Annotated in this window: 13 protein-coding genes; 6 read left to right on the top strand and 7 right to left on the bottom strand. The window is 73.4% G+C overall.

Annotated elements, in window-relative coordinates; translation table 11 throughout:
- The first annotated feature begins 125 nt into the window (after nucleotides 1-125).
- From OHA55_RS24605 to OHA55_RS24580, 6 genes are all read left to right on the top strand, one after another.
- The gene (locus tag OHA55_RS24605; protein WP_266709825.1) at nucleotides 126-3,137 is read left to right on the top strand and encodes an SCO5717 family growth-regulating ATPase; all 3,012 of its coding nucleotides are present in this window, start codon (nucleotides 126-128) and stop codon (nucleotides 3,135-3,137) included.
- A 198-nt stretch (nucleotides 3,138-3,335) separates the two neighbouring features.
- On the top strand, nucleotides 3,336-5,204 hold the full coding sequence (locus OHA55_RS24600; protein ID WP_266709823.1) for an ABC transporter substrate-binding protein: 1,869 nt from the start codon (nucleotides 3,336-3,338) through the stop codon (nucleotides 5,202-5,204).
- Nucleotides 5,205-5,207: 3 nt separating this feature from the next.
- A complete protein-coding gene (locus OHA55_RS24595; RefSeq protein ID WP_266709821.1) occupies nucleotides 5,208-6,299 on the top strand; it encodes an ABC transporter permease in 1,092 nt (363 codons plus the stop codon).
- The gene (locus OHA55_RS24590; protein ID WP_266709819.1) at nucleotides 6,296-7,219 is read left to right on the top strand and encodes an ABC transporter permease; all 924 of its coding nucleotides are present in this window, start codon (nucleotides 6,296-6,298) and stop codon (nucleotides 7,217-7,219) included. Before OHA55_RS24595 ends, OHA55_RS24590 begins: the two co-directional genes overlap by 4 nt.
- Before the next feature lie 23 nt (nucleotides 7,220-7,242).
- Nucleotides 7,243-8,355 (top strand): ABC transporter ATP-binding protein, encoded by a 1,113-nt coding sequence (locus OHA55_RS24585; RefSeq protein WP_266709817.1) that lies wholly within the window; start codon nucleotides 7,243-7,245, stop codon nucleotides 8,353-8,355.
- Nucleotides 8,352-9,383, top strand: a complete 1,032-nt coding sequence (locus OHA55_RS24580) for an ABC transporter ATP-binding protein (RefSeq protein ID WP_266709815.1) — start codon at nucleotides 8,352-8,354, stop codon at nucleotides 9,381-9,383. Before OHA55_RS24585 ends, OHA55_RS24580 begins: the two co-directional genes overlap by 4 nt.
- A 24-nt stretch (nucleotides 9,384-9,407) precedes the next feature.
- On the opposite strand, the gene OHA55_RS24575 is transcribed toward OHA55_RS24580, so the two are convergent.
- From OHA55_RS24575 to OHA55_RS24545, 7 genes are all read right to left on the bottom strand, one after another.
- The gene (locus OHA55_RS24575; RefSeq protein WP_266709813.1) at nucleotides 9,408-10,370 is read right to left on the bottom strand and encodes a bifunctional riboflavin kinase/FAD synthetase; all 963 of its coding nucleotides are present in this window, start codon (nucleotides 10,368-10,370) and stop codon (nucleotides 9,408-9,410) included.
- A gap of 53 nt (nucleotides 10,371-10,423) precedes the next feature.
- The gene (locus OHA55_RS24570) at nucleotides 10,424-14,044 is read right to left on the bottom strand and encodes a serine protease (protein ID WP_266709811.1); all 3,621 of its coding nucleotides are present in this window, start codon (nucleotides 14,042-14,044) and stop codon (nucleotides 10,424-10,426) included.
- Between the two features lie 268 nt (nucleotides 14,045-14,312).
- Complete coding sequence (gene truB / locus OHA55_RS24565) at nucleotides 14,313-15,212, bottom strand: tRNA pseudouridine(55) synthase TruB (protein WP_266709809.1); 900 nt, start codon at nucleotides 15,210-15,212, stop codon at nucleotides 14,313-14,315.
- On the bottom strand, nucleotides 15,209-15,652 hold the full coding sequence (rbfA, locus tag OHA55_RS24560; RefSeq protein WP_266709807.1) for a 30S ribosome-binding factor RbfA: 444 nt from the start codon (nucleotides 15,650-15,652) through the stop codon (nucleotides 15,209-15,211). The genes truB and rbfA overlap by 4 nt, the downstream gene beginning before the upstream one ends.
- Before the next feature lie 23 nt (nucleotides 15,653-15,675).
- Nucleotides 15,676-15,972: a DUF503 domain-containing protein gene (locus tag OHA55_RS24555; RefSeq protein WP_266709805.1), complete on the bottom strand. Its 297-nt coding sequence runs from the start codon at nucleotides 15,970-15,972 to the stop codon at nucleotides 15,676-15,678.
- Between the two features lie 138 nt (nucleotides 15,973-16,110).
- Entirely contained in the window at nucleotides 16,111-19,224 is a 3,114-nt protein-coding gene (gene infB, locus OHA55_RS24550; RefSeq protein WP_266709803.1) for a translation initiation factor IF-2, read from the bottom strand.
- 146 nt (nucleotides 19,225-19,370) lie between these two features.
- On the bottom strand, nucleotides 19,371-19,658 hold the full coding sequence (locus OHA55_RS24545) for a YlxR family protein (protein ID WP_266709801.1): 288 nt from the start codon (nucleotides 19,656-19,658) through the stop codon (nucleotides 19,371-19,373).
- Between the last annotated feature and the right edge of the window lie 59 nt (nucleotides 19,659-19,717).

Here is a 19,717-nt window from a genome sequence, read left to right as displayed (position 1 = left end):
GTGTCGCGGTACCTTCGGGCGGGCGGCGCGCGGCCCGGAGGGAGAGCCGGGCGTATCGGACAACGGGGAGACGGTCGTCCCTGCCCACCACGGCACAAGGGTGCTCGACCACACCAGGAGGCACAGTGAACAGCGATCGGGACGAGATGCGCGAGGGATGGAACACGCCCGGCGACGAGTCGTCCGACGCCGATCCCGCCGAGCTGACGGGTGAGTTCACCATCGACTACACCCCGCCCGCCTGGTACACGCAGAACGCCGTGGGCGACACGTCGGGCGGATCCGCCGCCCCTCCCACGCCGCCGCCTCCGCACGGGGCTCCGCTCTCCGTGCCGGGGCTGCCGTCCCAGGGCGGGTTCGAGCGTGCCTGGGCCCCCTCGCCTCCCCCGCCGCCCGTACAGTCCGGGCCGCCGGTGATCCCCGAACAGCCCACGCCCGCAGCGCCGTTCGCAACCGGTCCGCAGGCGCCTGCGGTCTCGGCGTCGTCCTCGGATTCCACGGCCGGCGGCGGGTCCGCCTCCCAGCCCTTCGGGGGCGGTGACGTGGAGAGCGGTGCCACCATGCGCTTCTCGGCGGCGGCCCTGAAGCGGGAGTTCGCCGCACGCGACGCCGAGGCCGCGGCGGCCGCCGCCGGTACGGGCGCGGGCGAGGTTCCCGCCGCCGCACCGCCCGCGCTCCCGCCGGTACTCCCGCCTGCCCCTGCCCCTGCCCCTGCCCCTGAGAACGCCTCCGCCACGGGACCGGACGGCTACACCACCGGGTCCGTCGATGTCTCCGGGACCACCGATGCCTCCAGGACCACCGAGGCCTCCGCGGCCGACGCGCCCCGTCCGGACGAGGCTCCGGCGGACGCCGCCCGTGCGGACTCCGACGGCCCCACCGCCACGGACGGAAGCCCCGCCGACGGAAGCCATGCGGATGCCTCGGAAGCCTCGGTGACCGCGGACGCTCCGGACGCTCCGGGCACCACGGCCGCTCCGGACACCACGGCCGCCCCCGAACCCGAGGACGCCCCGGCCGCCCCCGCCACCGCGGCCGCTTCCGCCTCGGCGGACGAGTCGGCCACCCCGTGGAACGCCCCCGCCCCGGCCGCCGGTGATCCCCGCGCGCCGGAGCCGCCGCACCCGGTGGGCCCGGCCGCCCCGGCACCCTGGTCGCCCGCGCTCCCGGCCGCCCAGGCGCCGAACGCGCTGCCCCCGCTGCCTCCCGCCTTCCACCCGGCCGGGCCCCAGCCCAGCGCCCCGGAACCCGCGCCCCAGTGGCCCGCCTCCCCCCAGGGTCCCGCCGGGGGCTACGGCTTCCCGCAGGCACCCCAGCCGCCGGCCCTCCAGCCGCCGCAGGCGCCCGCGCCCAACGGGCCGTACGGGCAGGGTGGTTACGGCTTCCCTCAGGGGCAGCAGCAGGGCCGGCAGCCGTATCCGCCCCAGGGCGGTCAACTGCCCCCGCAGGTACCGCAGCAGGCCGGCTACGGCTTCCCCCAGCCGCCCCTGGCCCAGCCGCCCGTGCCGCCGCAGGCCCAGCCGCCGGCCCCTCTCCCGCCGCAGGCGCCCGCCGCGCAGCCCGGGTACGGCTATCCGCAGGGCCCCGCGCAGCCGTCGCCGTACGCGCCCCAGGGTTACGTGCCCCAGCAGGGCCAAGCGCCCCACCAGGGCCAGGTGCCCCAGGTGCCCCAGGTGCCCCAGCAGGGTCAGCCCCCGCAGCAGCAGCCCCCTCAGCAGGGTCCCGCGCAGCAGCCGGTCGATCCCCGGGCCGGCGCCGCCTGGCCCACCCCGGTCACCCACGACCAGCGCGAGCGCTCGGTGCCGGGCGCCCCGCTCGGGTACACCGCCGCCGTGGAGCTCTCCTCGGACCGGCTGGTGCGGGGGAAGCAGAAGGCGAAGAGCAGCCGGAACCCCTCCCCCGCCAACCGCTTCAAGCTGGGCGGCAAGAAGGAGGAGGCCGAACGGCTGCGCAAGCTGGAGCTGATCCGGACGCCGGTGCTCTCCTGCTACCGCATCGCCGTGATCAGCCTCAAGGGCGGTGTCGGCAAGACCACGACGACCACCGCGCTGGGTTCGACGCTGGCCACCGAGCGGCAGGACAAGATCCTCGCCATCGACGCCAACCCGGACGCCGGGACGCTCGGCCGGCGGGTGCGCCGGGAGACCGGGGCGACCATCCGCGACCTGGTCCAGGCGATCCCGTACCTCAACTCGTACATGGACATCCGCCGCTTCACCTCGCAGGCGCCCTCCGGGCTGGAGATCATCGCCAACGACGTGGACCCGGCGGTCTCCACGACCTTCAACGACGAGGACTACCGCCGGGCGATCGAGGTGCTGGGCAAGCAGTACCCGATCATCCTCACCGACTCGGGCACCGGTCTGCTGTACAGCGCGATGCGCGGGGTGCTCGACCTGGCCGACCAGCTGATCATCATCTCGACGCCCTCGGTGGACGGCGCCTCCAGCGCGTCCACCACCCTGGACTGGCTCTCCGCGCACGGCTACGCCGACCTGGTGCAGCGCTCCCTGACGGTCATCTCGGGCGTCCGCGAGACCGGCAAGATGATCAAGGTGGACGACATCGTCCAGCACTTCCAGACGCGTTGCCGGGGGGTCGTGGTCGTCCCGTTCGACGAGCACCTGGCGGCGGGCGCGGAGGTGGACCTCGACATGATGCGGCCGAAGACCCGCGAGGCGTACTTCCACCTCTCCGCCCTGGTCGCGGAGGACTTCGCCCGCGCCCAGCAGCAGCAGGGGCTGTGGACCTCGGACGGCCAGAACCCGCCGCCACAGTACGCGCCGCCGATGCCCGGGCACCAGCAGTACCCGCCGCAGGCGCACCCCCAACAGCCGTATCCGCAGCAGCCGTACGGGGGACAGCAGCCGCCGCAGTCGCCGTACGGCGGGCAGCAGCCGTACGGGGGACAGCAGCCGCCCCAGCAGCCGTACCCGCCGCAGTCCTACCCCCCGCAGCCCGGCAACGGCTGGCAGCAGGGGCCGCCGCCGCCCGCACAGCCGTACGGCGCGCAGCTCGGCCAGGACGGGCAGGCTGGCCAGGCAGGACAGCCCGAGCGGCCGGGTCCGCCCGGTCCCGACGGCCCGTGGCCCGCGCCGGGGTGGCAGCAGCCGCCGCCCGCGCCGCCCCACCAGTAGGCCGAAGTGGTTTAGACCAATGAGGGCCCGCACCGTTGTGACGGTGCGGGCCCTTTGCGTATTCCCGCAGCCCACACGCCGTTTGGACGACCGTTGACTCCAGTTGGCCGCCGCTGATAAACCTTCGCTTCACCAGTTGGCGAACCACTGCTCTACCCGCCGCCCCACAAGCGAGTCATGACGCGAGGTCGACGTCCCATGGTCACAAGAAGTCCCGTTCGCTCCACCCGGCCAGGCCATCGTCTGCGCCTCCTCACCGCCTCGGGTGCCGCCGCGCTGGCGCTCGCCGCCGGATCGCTCGTACCGGGCGTCCCCGCTCCGCTCGCCGCCTCCCCCGCCCAGGCCGACGGCGGGAAGACGACCCTCACGGTCGCGGTCGCCCAGAGCGTGGACTCACTGAGCCCGTTCCTGGCCCAACGGCTGCTGTCCACCAGCGTCCTGCGACTCATGTACGACTACCTGACGAACTATGACCCGAAGGACAGTCACGCCGTCCCGGGTCTCGCCACCTCGTGGGAACCGTCCCCGGACAAGCTGACGTGGACGTACACCATACGGTCCGACGCGAAGTGGTCGGACGGCGAGAAGGTCACCGCGAACGACGCCGCGTGGACCTTCAACACGATGATGAAGGACGAGGGCGCGGCCACTGCCAACGGCTCCTTCGTCACCAACTTCGACAAGGTGACGGCTCCCAGCCCGGACAAGCTCGTCGTCACCCTGAAGAAGCCGCAGGCCACGATGGCCGCGCTCGACGTGCCGATCGTCCCGGAGCACGTCTGGAAGGACGTCACCGACTTCTCGAAGTTCAACAACGACACGAAGTTCCCCATCGTCGGTGACGGGCCGTTCATCCTCACCGACTACAAGGTCGACAGCTACGTCAAGCTCAAGGCCAACAAGGACTTCTGGCGCGGCTCGCCCAAGTTCGACGAGATCGTCTTCCGGTACTACAAGGACCAGGACGCCGCCGTCGCCGCACTGCGCAAGGGCGAGGTCTCCTTCGTCGCCGGCAGCCCGAGCCTGACGCCCGCCCAGGCGGCCTCGCTCAAGAACGCCCCGAACATCAAGGTGAACGAGGGCCCCGGCCGCCGCTTCTACGCGCTGGCCACCAACCCCGGCGCGCGCACCAAGGACGGCCAGAAGTTCGGCGACGGCAACCCGGCGCTGCTCGACCAGAAGGTCCGCCAGGCGCTCTTCCTGGCCGTCGACCGCAAGACCATCATCGACAAGGTCTTCCAGGGCCACGCGGTCGAGGGCGCCGGGTACATCCCGCCGCGCTTCTCCGCCTACCAGTGGCAGCCCGCGGCCGGGCAGCAGCTGAGCTACGACCCCGCCCGCGCCGCCACCCTGCTCGACGAGGCCGGGTACAAGAAGAACGGCGACGGCAAGCGGGTGGGCAAGGACGGCAAGCCGCTGGACCTGCGCATCCTCTGCCACGCCACCGACCCGAACGACAAGGCGGTCGGCAAGTACCTCCAGGAGTGGTGGGGCGACCTGGGCGTCGGGCTGAAGGTCGACTGCCTCGACAACGTCTCGGACCCCTGGTACGCCGGTGAGTACGACCTCGCCTTCGACGGCTGGTCGGTCAACCCCGACCCGGACTTCGTCCTCTCCATCCACACCTGCGGTGCCCTGCCCGCCAAGGCCAAGGAATCGGCCGCCACGGACAACTTCATCTGCGACCCCCAGTTCGACGACCTCTACGCGAAGCAGCTGGCCGAGTACGACCCCGCGGCCCGCGCGACGCTCGTCAAGGACATGCAGTCGCGGCTGTACGACACCGGGTACATGAACGTCATGGCGTACCCGAACGCCGTGGAGGCCTACCGCACCGACCAGATCGCCTCCATCACCACCATGCCTTCGGACGCGGGCAACATCTACGGCCAGGACGGCTACTGGAGCTGGTGGTCGGCGGTCCCCGCCGCCTCGGCGAGCGGATCCTCGGACTCGGGCAGCTCCACCGGAGTACTCGTCGGCGTCGGCATCGCCGTCGTCGTGCTGGCCGGCGGCGGGCTGCTGTTCGCCCGGCGCCGCCGTTCCACCGCGGAGGACCGGGAATAACCGATGAGCACTGACAGCACTCCCCTGCCGGGCTTCGGCCCGGCGGGCGTGGAGGGTGCGGGAACCGCCGGTCCGGCCCAGGCCGGGCCGGCGGTCCGCGCTCCCCACGCCCGCTCCACCACCGCCTACCTCCGCTACGCGGCGGGCAAGCTGGGCGGCGCGGCCGTCTCGCTTTTCGCCGTCCTCGTCACCAGCTTCTTCCTCTTCCGGCTGATCCCCGGCGACCCGGTCAAGCAGATGACCGGCGGGCGCCAGGTGACCACCGAGCAGATCGCCGCGATGCGGCGGGAGTTCGGACTCGATCTGCCCCTCTGGCAGCAGTTCACCCAGTACTGCGGCAAAGCCCTGACCGGCGACTTCGGCACCTCGTACCAGTTCCACACCCCGGTGGTCGACAAGATCTCCGAGGCGCTGCCCGCGACGCTGCTGCTCACCGGCACCGCGTTCGTCATCTACACCGTGATCGGCATCTGGCTGGGCTCCCGTTCCGCGTGGCGCAACGGCTCCTTCGGGGACCGCTTCCACACCGCGTTCGCGCTGACCCTCTACTCCGTACCGTCGTTCTGGCTCGGACTGCTGCTGATCATCACGCTCTCGGTCGGCATCGGCCCGATCCCCGGGCTCTTCCCGACCGGCGGCATGGAGTCCGGCGACTCCTCCGGCTTCGGCCATGTGCTCGACGTCGCCCACCACTTGGTGCTGCCCGTCCTCACCCTGGTGGCGGTGGAGTACGCCCGCACCCTGCTGGTGATGCGGTCCTCGCTGCTGGACGAGATGGGCGGCGACTACCTGACGACGGCCCGCGCCAAGGGGCTCCGGGACGACCAGGTCCGCCGCAAGCACGCGGTGCCGAACGCGATGCTGCCCACGGTGACTCTCCTCTTCGTCAACCTCGGCAACACGGTCGCCGGCGCCATTCTGGTGGAGACCGTGTTCTCCTGGCCGGGCCTGGGCGGCCTCTTCTACCAGGCCCTGAGCGTGCCCGACCTGCCGTTGGTGCAGGCGCTGTTCTTCGTGTTCGCCGCCGCGGTGATCCTGATGAACACGCTCGCCGACGTGCTCTATCCGCTCTTCGATCCCCGGGTGGGCCGATGACGACCTCGACGGACGCACTCGGCCCGGGCGGCAGCCCGCGCGCACTGGCGTGGACCCGCAGACGGCGGGCCGCGGCCCGCTTCTGGGCGCAGTACCGGACGCACCGGGCCGGGGTGGTGGGGCTCGCCGTGCTGGTGGTCATCGCCGTACTGGCGCTGGCGGCCCCGCTGCTGGTGGGGGAGGAATCGAAGAGCGTGACGGAGGCCCCGGGCGGCCCGATGGAGTCGCCGAGCGCCGAATTCCCGCTCGGTACGGACCAGTTCGGCCGGAGTCTGCTGGCGCTGATGCTCTGGGGCGCCCGGGTCTCCCTCACCGTGGGCCTGCTCGCGGCCTTCCTCTCGGTGGCCATCGGCACCCTGGTCGGCATCACCGCCGGCCACTTCAAGGGCTGGTACGGGACGGTGGCCATGCGGGTCACCGACTGGTTCCTGGTGATGCCGACCCTGGTGCTCGCCATCGCCCTGTCCACCGTGCTCTCGCGGTCGCTGTGGACGACGGTACTGGCCATCGGCGTGACGACCTGGCCGACCACGGCCCGGCTGGTGCGCGCCCAGACCCTGTCGGTGGAGTCCCGCCCGTACATCGAGCGCTCCCGGGCACTCGGCGGCGGACACGGCCACATCATGAGCCGCCACGTCCTGCCCAACGTGATGCCGATGGTCCTCGCCCAGGCCACCCTCGCGATCTCGACCGCGATCCTCACCGAGGCGACACTCGCCTTCCTCGGCCTCGGTGATCCGACGATCGTCTCCTGGGGCGGACTGCTCCAGGACGCTCGTGAGGCGGGGGCCGTCAGCTCGGGCAACTGGTGGTACCTCGCCCCGCCCGGACTCGCCATCGCGGTCGTCGCCCTCGCCTTCACCCTGTGCGGCCGGACCATCGAGTCCGTGCTCAACCCCAAGCTGGGGGTGGAGCGTTGAGCACCCCCGAGGAACGGACCGGCATGACAGCCACCGAGACCGGCCGGCCCCTGCTGGAGGTGCGCGACCTCCGTGTCACCTACGGCTCCGGGCCGACGGCCGTCCCCGCCGTGCGCGGGGTGGACCTGCGGGTCGACGCCGGGCAGAAGCTCGGCATCGCCGGGGAGTCCGGCTGCGGGAAGTCGACGCTGGCACTCGCGCTGCTGCGGCTGCTGCCCGCCTCGGCCACTCTGAGCGGCGAGATCCTGCTGGACGGCGAGGACGTCCTGACGATGAAGTGGGGCCGGCTGCGGGCGGTCCGCTGGGCCGGGGCGTCCATCGTCTTCCAGGGAGCGATGCACTCCCTCAACGCGGTGCACCGGGTCGGCGACCAGATCGCCGAACCGATCCTGCTGCACCACCGGACCACCCCGGCCGCCGCCCGCGTCCGCGCCGGTGAACTGCTGGAGCAGGTGGGGCTGCCGGCGGCGCGGGCCGCCGCCTATCCGCACGAGCTCTCCGGCGGACAGCGGCAGCGGGTCATGATCGCCATGGCGCTCGCCTGCGCCCCCCGGCTGATCGTCGCGGACGAACCGACCACCGCGCTCGACGTGATGATCCAGGCCCAGATCCTCCGGCTGATCGAACAGCTCGTCGCCGACCAGGACCTCGGGCTCGTCATGATCAGCCACGACCTGGCGGTCCTCTCCGACACCTGCGACCGGCTCGCCGTGATGTACGCGGGCCGGGTCGTGGAGGAGGGCCCGGCCCAGGAGGTGTACCGGCACGCCCGCCACCCGTACGGGGCGGCGCTCTCCGCCGCCTTCCCGCGCATCGGCGACCCCGCCTCCCGGCACGCCCCGCGCGGACTGCCCGGCGACCCGCCGGACCCGGCGGCGCTGCCCTCCGGCTGCGCCTTCCACCCACGGTGCTCGGCGGCGCTGGACTCCTGCGCCGAGGAGGACCAGTGGCTGCGGGACGCCGGGCCTCACCGGCGTGCGGCCTGCGTCCTGGTGGGCCCGGCGACGACACCCGCCGCGGACCCCGCGCCCGCCGAAGAGCCGGCCGTACCCGCGGCAGCGGTAGAGCCCGAGGACACCGGTACGGCACCGGGCACGAGCGAACCCGGAGCAGAGGAAGCGAGGAGCACCCCATGACGACCACCCCCGCGGCACCCGTGCCCGCGACGACCGCGCCCCTGCTGAGCGCCGAGGCGCTGGAGGTCACCTTCCCCGGCCGCCGGGGTGCCGCGCCCGCGCGGGCCGTGGACGGGGTGGCGCTCGACATCCGGCCCGGCGAGATCGTGGCCCTGGTCGGCGAGTCGGGGTGCGGCAAGACGACGCTCGCCCGTTCGCTGCTGGGCCTGGTGGCGCCGACCTCGGGCCGGATCACCTTCGAGGGCCGGCCGCTGGACCCCTCCGCACGGGCCATGAAGGCCTACCGCAAGCGCGCCCAGTTGGTGCTCCAGGACCCCAGCGGTTCCCTCAACCCCCGTCACACCGTGTACGAGGCGGTGGCGGAGGGGCTGCGCATCCACGGCCACCGGGGCGACGAGGCGGCGGCGGTCGCCGGGGCGCTCTCCCGGGCCGGACTCCGGCCGCCGGAGCGGTTCTTCCTGCGGTACCCGCACGAGCTCTCGGGCGGCCAGCGCCAACGCGTCGTGATCGCCGGGGCGTTGGTGCTGGAGCCCGAACTACTGGTCGCCGACGAGCCGGTGGCCTCGCTGGACGCCTCGGTGCGCGGGGAGATCCTGGCGCTGCTGCTGCGGCTGAGGGACGAACTCGGCCTTTCCGCACTGATCGTGACCCACGATCTCGGGCTCGCGTGGAACATCGCGGACCGGGTGGCGGTGATGTATCTGGGACGGATCGTGGAGACCGGGGCGGTCGAGCAGATCCTGACGGCCCCCCGGCATCCGTACACCAAGGCGCTGCTGTCGGTGCTGCCGGAGGCGCCGGGCGAACCGGTGGTCCTCTCCGGCGAGGCGCCGGACCCCTCGAACGTGCCGGGAGGATGCCGCTTCCACGTCCGCTGCCAGGTGTTCGCCTCGGGCGAGGCCGAGCGGGCCGGGGTGGCGGACGCCTGCCGTACGAAGGACCTGCCGGTCCTCGACGGTTCGGGCGCCGGGCAGGTCGCCTGCCACTGGGCGCACGCGACCGCCGGAGAAGAGGCGGCCACGGCCTGACGGCCGTAGAGGGGCCGGGCGCGGTCAGGCGCCGCGCTCGGCCTCGTACGCCTCGATCAGCTCGGTGCACCGCTCGACGTCGGCGGCCATCGCCACCAGCAGGTCGTCGATGGAGTCGAACTTCAGCATCCCGCGCACGTAGGCGAGGAAGTCCACCGCCGCGTGCATGCCGTACAGGTCCAGGCCGATCCGGCCGATGGCGTACGCCTCCACGGTCCGCTCGACGCCGTCGAACTGCGGGTTGGTGCCGACCGAGATCGCGGCGGGCATGCACTCCCCGGCCACATTGAGCCAGCCCGCGTAGACGCCGTCGGCGGGGATCGCGCTGTGCGGAACCGTCTCGACGTTGGCGGTGGGGAAGCCCAGGTCGCGACCGCGCTGCGCGCCGCGCACCACGATGCCCTCGACCCGGTGCGGGCGGCCCAGGATCTCGGCGGCGCCGGAGACGTCGCCCTCGGCGATCAGCCGGCGGGTGAGCGTGGAGGAGAACGGCAGTCCGCCGCCCGCCCCTCCGCTGACGAACAGGTCGACGACCTCGACGGTGTAGTCGTAGGTGGTGCCCAGCTCCGCGAGGAGCTCGACGTTGCCGGCCGCCTTGTGGCCGAAGCGGAAGTTCGGACCCTCGATGACGGTCCGCGCGTGCAGCCGGTCGACCAGCACCTTCACGATGAAGTCGGCCGGTGCCAGCTTCGAGAACTCCACGGTGAACGGCAGGATGAGCAGCGCGTCGACGCCCAGCTCCGCCATCAGCTCCGCGCGGCGCAGGTGCGGCGCGAGCAACGGCGGGTGGCTGCCCGGGCGGACGACCTCGCTGGGGTGCGGGTCGAAGGTCACCACGACCGACGGCACACCCAGCTCACGCGCGCGTTCCACCGCCCGGCCGATGATCAGCTGGTGCCCTCGGTGCACCCCGTCGTAGGACCCGATGGTGACGACGCTGCGCCCCCAGTCCTCGGGGATGTCCTCCAAGCCGCGCCAGCACTGCACCGTGACCGCTCCTCGCCCGCATCCGCGCCCTGCATCCACACCGAGTATGTGGATTACGCAGGCCTAAGACTGCCATGCTCGTGCCCGGCCGCCTGCATCGGCACCTTCATGGTGCGCCGGGAGACCGTCAGGCGTTCCAGGGCCGCCCGGGCCGCGGGGCCCACCACGGCCGCCCATTCCTCGGGAGCGGTCTCCAGCCACCGGCAGACCATGGGGGCGAATCCCGGCACCCGGGAGGCGAGCTCGACCAGTTCCCGGTCGAACCGGTCCGCACCCTGGGCCGAGCGGACGAGGAGCGTCCCGGTCCGGTGGACCAGGGCGCGGGTACGGGCCTCCGGGCGCCGCGAGGAGCCGGCCGCGGCCGCCCGGAGCAGCGCGTGCAGCACGTCCGGGTCGCGGCCGGTGGTCTGTTCGTACTCCATCAGCGTCTCCAGCAGCTCCGCCCGCGCGGGCCGGGACGCCGGGCTTCCTCCGGAGACGAGCGTCCGCACCAGCGCCGCGCGGACCGGGGCGGGTGCGGGCGGGTCCCTGAGCAGCGAGGCGACCAGCGGGAGCAGCAGCGCGCGGGCGGCCGCGCCCTGCTCCAGCCGCCCGTCCACCAGGGCGGCGACCCGTGCGCCGGCGGAGCCCTCGTCGTCGCCGGAGTGCTGGAGGTAGGTGCGGACGAGTCCGGCGGTGTGCAGCGCGAGCGCCGGGAGGTCCAGGGCGGCCAGTTCGGCGAGCGCCTTGCCGGCCTCCTCCCCCGGCCGGGACAGCCGGTCGCGGAGGGCGGCCAGCACGGGCTGCGGGGAGGACGGCAGCGCCTCGGCCACCAGGGCGGTCGGCAGGCCGGGTGCGCCCTGGGCGTATGCGTCCAGTGCCTGGGGCAGCCAGCGGTCCCGCGTCTGCGGGTCGCGGACGAGCAGCGCGAGCGCCGGACCGTGCAGCGGGGCGTCCTCGGGCCGGCCCAGCAGGGCGAGGGCCGCGGCGCGCAGCAGCGCGCGGTCCTCGGGCGACTCGGTGCGGCCGAGGGCGACGCCGGCGTAGCGGGCGGCGGCGGTGCGCCGCTCGGGCCGTTCGTCGTCCCGCGCCCAGCGGGCGACCGCGCGGCTCAGGACGGCGGGCTCGTCCTCGGCGAGGGCGAGGAGGAGTTCGGCGGCGCACGGGTGGGGGGTGTCCACCAGCGCCTCGGCGAGGTCGTCCGGGGCGAGGTCGCGGCGCGCGTACAGCAGCGTCTGGGCGGAGGTGGCGACCGTGGGCCGCGGGCGCTCCGGGTCGTCCGGCGTCGCGTCGGTGGTGCCGTCGCGGAGCGGGCGCTCGTCGATGAACCAGCCGCAGAGCAGCCGCCGCACCACCGCCGGTTCGGCGGCGAACAGGCCGTCCACCGCGTCGAGGAAGCTTTCCCGGCCATCGCGCCCCGGAGCCCCGTCGGCGGGCATCAGCATGCGCAGCAGATCGGTCCGGTCCTCCACGGGCAGTCGCAGCCGCCGCCAGAACCAGGGGTCGAACGCGGCGTACGCCCCGCCCCGAGCGGCCCCGTCCGAGGCGGCGTTCCGGGTGATCCGCCCGGCGAGCACCCGCAGCACCCCCGCGTACGGGCGGGCGTCGGCGACCCCCAGCAGCGTCTCGCGCAGCAGCCGCGCGGCCCACCACGCGGCGTCCTCGTGGCCCGGACGGGTGGGTCCGCCGTCCCGGGCACGGGCGCCGAGGCGGTCCAGCGCCTCGATCAGGTCGGCCGTCCGGTGCGCGAGCGCCGCGTCGCCGTGGCGCCGACCGGCCAGCAGCAGCGCCTGGACCACCGGGCCGATGCGGTGGCGGGGTACGGACAGGTGGTGCGGGGCCGGCTCCGGGGCGGCCGGGTCCCCTGCCGTCCCGGAGCCGGCCCCGCCGCCGGTGTGCCAGCGGTGCACCAGGAAGCCGAGGGCCGCGTCCAGGTCGAGGTGGGCGCCCTGCACCCAGTCGCCGACCTCCTCGTGGGCGAAGCGGTAGCCCTCGCCGGCCGGCACGAGGAGGCCTTCGGCCAGGACGGCGGGGGCCCAGCCGGTGCGCCGGGGGAAGAGTTCCTCGAAGGCGGCCCGGTCCAGCTCCCCCTCGCCGGGCCCCAGGCAGCGGCGGGCGGCCTCGTGGACCTGGCCGGCCACCCGTGCGGCGAGCCTGCGTACGGCGGTCGCGCCCATGGGCGGATCGGCGGGCGCGGCGATCCGTACGGCGATCCGGGCGCAGGTCAGGTCGAGGTGGGCGGCGAAGACGTCCTCGGTGTCCGGGCTGCCCGGCACGTCGGGCGGCAGCACGGCGCGGAGCTCGGCGAGGAGCCTCAGGGTCAGCGGGTGGCGGTCGTGGCCCGCGGCGAGGGCTCCGTCCGCGAGGCCGTACCGCTCCCTGGCCAGGGCGGCCCGGTCCTCGTCGAGGTCGGTCAGCAGCAGACAGGGCGGCAGGCCCGGGGCGGGGCGTGCGGGGTGGTGCAGGACGCCCGCCGGGTGGAGCGCCCCCGCCGTCTCCCAGTGCTCGGGGCGGCAGGCGACCACCATGCGGACCTCGTGCGCGCGGAGCCAGCCGGCGGTGGCGGAGGTCCATCCGGCGAGCCTCCGGGCGAGGGCGGGCGGCATCTCCTCGGGTCCGTCCAGCAGGACGAGCAGCGGGCGCCCCGCGGAGGCGGCGAGGGCGGCGATCCGTTCGGGGGTGGCTCCGGCCGTCTCCTCGGGGGCCGCCGGACCGCCGGTCGCGCCCACGACGCGGGCGGACCGGTCAAGGGCCCGGGCGACGGCGTCGGCCACCGAGAGGTCGCCGGCCAGCAGATCGGCGCCGCGCAGCCACAGGGTGGGCGCGCGGAGCTCCGCCTCGGCGCGGCGGGCGGCGAGGGCGGCGAGTTCGGTGGTGCGGCCGGTGCCGGGGGCGCCGACGAGGCCGAGGACGGTCGCCGTGCCCTGCCCGAAGGCGTCGAACTCCGCGGTGACGTCCTCGCGCTCGACGGGCCGGGGAGGCGCGTCCCGCTCGGCGGCGCGGGCGGTGGCGACGGAGCCGGCGGTGAGCTGGAGAGCTCCGGCCAGGTTGAGGTCGGGGCCGTGGCCCGGAACGGTGCGGGCGTTCCGCGCCAGAAGCTCGTCGAGCGGTCCGTCGTCGCCGGGATGCAGCAGCACGGCGAGCCCCGCCGCCTCGTGCCCCGCGCGCAGGGCCGGGGAGAGCACGCCGAGGACGGCTCCGGTACGGGGGTCGGTGACGGGTCCGCCGACCGCGGCGCCGCCGGACCGCAGCGCGTCGCGGCCGTCCGTGCCGACGGCGAGTTCCAGCGCGGCGGCCACCGGGTGCTCCCGGCCGTCGCGGGTGGTGTAGGTCGCCGGGGTGGTGCCGAGTACGCGGGCCTGGCGGATGCCGTGCGCTGCGATGTGGACGTACGCCCCCGGCTCCGCGCGTTCGGGGGCCGCGACGGGCAGGGGTTCCAGGCCGAGCACGGCAGGGTCCCCGGTGCGCAGCAGGGCGAGCCCGAGGGAGGGCAGCGGAAGGATCTCGTCGGGGTCCACCGGGCGGGTGGCACCGTCGGCGCCCCGCAGGAGGAGATGCCCGTCGGCGGGAAGGGCGTCGAGGACCTGGTGGCTGGTCACGACGGTGCCCCGGTCGTCGGCCAGGAATCCGGTGCCCCGGGGCCGGCCGGCCTGGTCGCAGATCCTCACCAGCGTCGTACGGTCCCCGCTACCCATGGTTGAGAAGGTAGGCGGGCGGAGGCGGCCCGATAGGCCAGAACGGGTGAATGCGCCCCTTCACGCCCCCGATTCACTCCGAGCGCCCGTCCATTGGGGTGAGTTCGGGGGGCGGGATGGACAGAGTGCTCGGCGGAGGGGGGTTCGTGGAGGGACGGGGGGTCCGCTCCACGGAAACGGCCTGTTTCCCGTCCGGTGCGCACCGGACGGGAAACAGGCCGCGCGAAGAGATCCGTGCCAGGAGGAGAGACGTACGGGGCCGGAAGGCTCAGGCGAAGACGGCGAGGCTCTTGGTCTTGCCCTTCTCCTCCTCCACCAGCACGAGGAAGGTGCCGTCCGGTCCGAAGACCGCGACCGGCCCCGGCGGGTACGCCGGCATGTCCAGCCGGACCCCGTTCAGCAGCAGCTTGGCCCGCTTCTCGTCGACGTCCCAGCGCGGGAACGCCGAAGCGGCGGCCTCGGCCACCGGCATCACGGTCAGTTCCTGCTGGTGCTGGTCGAGCGTCCGGGCCGTGTCGATGCCGTACGGGCCGACCCGGGTGCGCCGCAGCGCGGTCAGGTGCCCGCCGACGCCGAGCCCGGCGCCGAGGTCCCGGGCGAGGGCCCGGATGTACGTCCCCGAGGAGCAGACGACGGAGACGACCAGGTCCAGCACCGGGGTGCCGTCCTCGGCGACCGCCTCGCGGACGTCGTAGACCCGGAAGGAGGAGACGGTCACCGGACGGGCCGGGATCTCGAACTCCTCGCCGCCGCGCACCCTGGCGTACGAGCGCTTGCCGTCGATCTTGATGGCGCTGACCTTGGACGGGACCTGCATGATCGGTCCGGTCAGCGCGGCGACCCCGGCGTCGATGCCCTCACGGGTGACCGCCGAGGCGTCGGTGGACGAGGTGATCTCGCCCTCGGCGTCGTCGGTGACGGTGTCCTGGCCGAGCCGGATCGTACCGAGGTACTCCTTCTCGGTGAGCGCGAGGTGGCCGAGCAGCTTGGTGGCCCGCTCCACGCCGAGCACCAGCACCCCGGTCGCCATCGGGTCCAGCGTGCCGGCGTGGCCGACACGGCGGGTGCGGGCGATGCCGCGCATCTTGGCGACGACGTCGTGCGAAGTGAAGCCGGACGGCTTGTCGACGATGACAAGGCCGTCCGGCGTCTTGATCTGCTCTGTCATGCGGAGGTGTCGTCCTCGTCCTCCGCCTTGCGGTACGGGTCGGCGCCGCCGGCGTACGTGGCGCCCGAGGACGCCTCGCGCACCCTGGCGTCCGAGGCCCGTACCTGGTCGAGGAGGTCCTCGATCGCCTTGGCGTTGCCCGGCAGGGCGTCCGCCACGAAGGCGAGGGTGGGGGTGAACTTCGTCCCCGCCGCCGCCCCGACCGCCGACCGGAGCACGCCCTTGGCGCTCTCCAGGCCGGCCGCCGCGCCGGCCCGCTCCTCGTCGTCGCCGTAGACCGTGTAGAAGACCGTGGCCTCCCGCAGGTCACCGGTGACACGGGTGTCCGTGATCGTCACGTGGGTGCCCAGCCGGGGGTCCTTGATCCCGCGCTGCAGTTTCTCCGCGACCACCTGCTGGATGAGGTCCGCCAGCTTCTTAGCCCGCGCGTTGTCGGCCACTGGTCCGTCTCCTTCTGCCTTGCTCAATCGTCTTCGTCGCTGTGCAGCCGCCGCCGTACGGACAGCAGCTCCACTTCCGGCCGGCCGGCGACGAGTCGCTCGCACCGGTCCAGCACGTCTGTGAGGTGCCGGGTTTCCCCGGAGACCACGGCGAGGCCGATTTCGGCCCTGCGATGGAGATCCTGATCGCCCGTCTCCGCCACGCTCACCGCGAATCTGCGCTGGAGCTCGGCGACGATCGGCCGGACGATGGAACGCTTCTCCTTCAACGACCGTACGTCGCCGAGGAGCAGATCGAAGGACAGAGTCCCCACATACATGGATGCCCGGATGTCCCGCCGGTTCGGGTTCGTGTCCCGCTCACGCTTGGCGGCAACACCAGAACCGTACACGGAACGGCCGGGGCCGATCGACGGGAATTCTCACCCGTCGATCGGCCCCGACTGTTGAGGTACGGATCAGCCTCGCGGCTTCTCGCGCATCTCGTACGTCGCGATGACGTCGTCGATCTTGATGTCGTTGAAGTTTCCGAGGTTGATACCGCCCTCGAAGCCTTCGCGGATCTCGGTGACGTCGTCCTTGAAGCGGCGCAGACCGGAGATGTTGAGGTTCTCCGCGATGACCTTGCCGTCGCGGAGCAGGCGCGCCTTGGTGTTGCGCTTGACCTCGCCGGACCGGACCAGGACACCGGCGATGTTGCCCAGCTTGGACGAGCGGAAGACCTCGCGGATCTCCGCCGTACCGAGCTCGACCTCTTCGTACTCCGGCTTGAGCATGCCCTTGAGGGCCGCTTCGATCTCTTCGATCGCCTGGTAGATGACCGAGTAGTACCGGACGTCCACGCCCTCGCGCTCGGCCATCTGCTGCGCGCGCCCTGCGGCACGCACGTTGAAGCCGATCACGATGGCGTCGGAGCCGGTCGCCAGGTTGATGTCCGACTCGGTGACCGCACCCACACCGCGGTGCAGGATCCGGATGTCGACCTCGTCGCCGACGTCGAGCTGGAGCAGCGAGGACTCGAGGGCCTCCACCGAACCGGACGCGTCGCCCTTGATGATGAGGTTGAGTTCCTGGACCAGACCGGCCTTGAGCGCCTCGTCGAGGTTCTCCAGGGAGAACCGGACACCCTTGCGGGCGAAGTTGGCGTTGCGCTCGCGGGCCGCACGCTTCTCGGCGATCTGCCGGGCCGTGCGGTCCTCGTCGACGACCAGGAAGTTGTCGCCGGCACCCGGGACGTTGGTGAGACCGAGGACGAGGACGGGGGTCGACGGACCCGCTTCCTCGACGTTCTCGCCCTTGTCGTCGAGCATGGCGCGGACTCGGCCGTAGGCGTCGCCCACGACCATCGTGTCGCCGACCCGCAGCGTGCCTCGCTGCACCAGGACGGTGGCGACGGCACCGCGACCGCGGTCGAGGTGGGACTCGATCGCAATACCCTGCGCGTCCTGCTCCGGGTTGGCCCGCAGGTCGAGCGAGGCGTCGGCGGTGAGGACGACGGCCTCCAGCAGGGAGTCGATGTTGAGACCCTGCTTGGCGGAGATGTCGACGAACATGGTGTCGCCGCCGTACTCCTCGGCCACCAGACCGAACTCGGTGAGCTGACCGCGCACCTTGACCGGGTCGGCACCCTCGACGTCGATCTTGTTGACCGCGACCACGATCGGCACGTCGGCCGCCTTGGCGTGGTTCAGCGCCTCGATCGTCTGGGGCATCACACCGTCGTTGGCCGCCACCACGAGGATCGCGATGTCGGTCGACTTCGCACCACGGGCACGCATGGCGGTGAACGCCTCGTGACCCGGGGTGTCGATGAAGGTGATCTTCCGGTCCTCGCCGTTGACCTCGGCGGAGACCTGGTAGGCACCGATGTGCTGGGTGATGCCGCCGGCCTCGCCCGCGACGACGTTCGTCTTGCGGATCGCGTCGAGGAGTCGGGTCTTACCGTGGTCGACGTGACCCATGACGGTCACGACCGGCGGACGCGGGATGAGCGATTCCTCGCCGCCCTCGTCCTCGCCGAACTCGATGTCGAAGGACTCGAGCAGCTCGCGGTCCTCCTCCTCCGGGCTGACGATCTCGAGGACGAAGTTCATCTCGTCCGCGAGGAGCTTCAGCGTCTCGTCGGAGACGGACTGCGTGGCGGTGACCATCTCGCCGAGGTTCATCATCACGCCGACGAGCGACGCCGGGTTGGCGCCGATCTTCTCGGCGAAGTCGGTGAGCGAGGCACCGCGCGACAGGCGGACGGACTGTCCGTTGCCGCGAGGCAGCATCACGCCGCCGACCGACGGGGCCTGCATGGCCTCGTACTCCTGGCGCCTCTGCCGCTTCGACTTGCGACCACGACGCGCCGGACCGCCGGGACGGCCGAACGCACCCTGTGTGCCACCACGGCCACCGGGGCCGCCGGGACGTCCACCGAAGCCGGGACGACCGCCGAAGCCGCCGCCACCGCCGCCGGGACGACCGGCACCGCCGCCGCCACCGCCGGGACCGGCCGGACGGCCGGCGAAGCCGCCACCGCCGCCGCCACCGGGACGACCCGCGAAGCCGCCGCCACCGGGACGACCGGCACCGCCGGCGCCGCCGGGACGACCCGCACCGCCGCCGGGACCGCGGCCACCGCCGGGGCCACCGCCGGGACGCGGACCCGCAGCGGGACGCTGCGGCATCATGCCGGGGTTCGGACGGTTACCGGCGGGAGCGCCGGGACGCGGAGCCTGCGGACGGGGCATCCCGCCCGGGCTCGGACGAGCACCGCCCTGGGGGCCCTGCGGACGCGGAGCGCCGCCGGGACCACCGGTGTTGCCCTGCGGGCGCGGGGCGCCGGGGCGCTCCTGCCCACCGGGGCGCGGGGCACCGCCGGGACGGGGCGCCTGGGGGCGCGCCATGCCGGTGGAACCGCCGGAGGTGAAGGGGTTGTTGCCCGGACGGGGACCGGCCGGACGTGCGCCGCCGGGACGCGGGGCGCCCTGGCCGGCGGGACGGGCGGGGCGGTCGCCGCCACGCTCGCCGCGGTTGTCGCGCTGTCCGCCGTCACGCTGGCCGCCGGCCGGGGCCGGACGGGCGGAGGCGGGGCGCGGACCCGGAGTGGCACCCGCGGGACGCGGGGCCTGGGGCTGCTGGGGCGCGGCCGGCTGGGCCGGGGCCGGCGCCGAGAACTCGGCGACGGGGACCGGGGTCACCGGGGCGGGCCGGGGAGCCGGACGCGGGCCCGGACGGGGACCGGCCGACGGGGCGGCCGGAGCCGCGGGGGCGCTGGTCTCAGGCTCGGCGGCAGGCTTGGGAGCCGGTGCGCCGGGCTTGGGGGCAGCGGGACGTGCCGCAGCGGCCGGGGAGGGCGCGGCGGGCTTGGCGGGGGCGGCCTTGCGAGGCGCTCCCGGCTTGGCAGCGGACTTGCCGGCGTTGCCGCCGGGCCCCTGCAGTGCGTCAGTCAACTTGCGTACAACCGGCGCCTCGATCGTCGAGGACGCCGAACGGACGAATTCACCGAGTTCTTGGAGCTTGGCCATGACGACCTTGCTCTCGACGCCGAACTCCTTGGCGAGTTCGTATACCCGGACCTTAGCCACTTCGCTCCTTTTAGGTCCGGGTTACCGCCGGACCGTCGCTACTTCATGGGCGTACTCATCGCGTACTCATCGAGTGCTCATCGCAATCTCGACCTACTTCCAACTCGCGAGGTACCTGACCGCACGGGGACCCGTGCCGTTCACTTTCACTTGTCCTGCGGTGTCACCCGCTCGACGAACCGCTGCAACGCGGAGGTGTCGAACGGCCCCTTGGCCTTGAAGGCCCGGGGGAATGCCCGGCGGCGGACCGCCAGGTCGAGACAGACAGATGCCGGGTGCACATACGCACCCCGGCCGGGCAGCGTACCGCGTGGATCGGGCGCACAAGCGCCCTCGTCCACCACGATGCGCAGCAACTCGCTCTTGGCCGCTCGCTCCCGGCATCCCACACAGGTGCGCTCGGGACAAGCGCGGGCTTGCGTCCGGCCAGACACGGCTAAGTCTACCTCCCCGCGCCGACCTCACCCCTTTGGGGCAAAAATCGAACGGATGT

Origin of the sequence: Streptomyces sp. NBC_00102 (assembly GCF_026343115.1) — a bacterium.
Taxonomy (GTDB): Bacteria; Actinomycetota; Actinomycetes; order Streptomycetales; family Streptomycetaceae; genus Streptomyces.
This window is presented reverse-complemented; position numbering and strand designations above follow the sequence as displayed.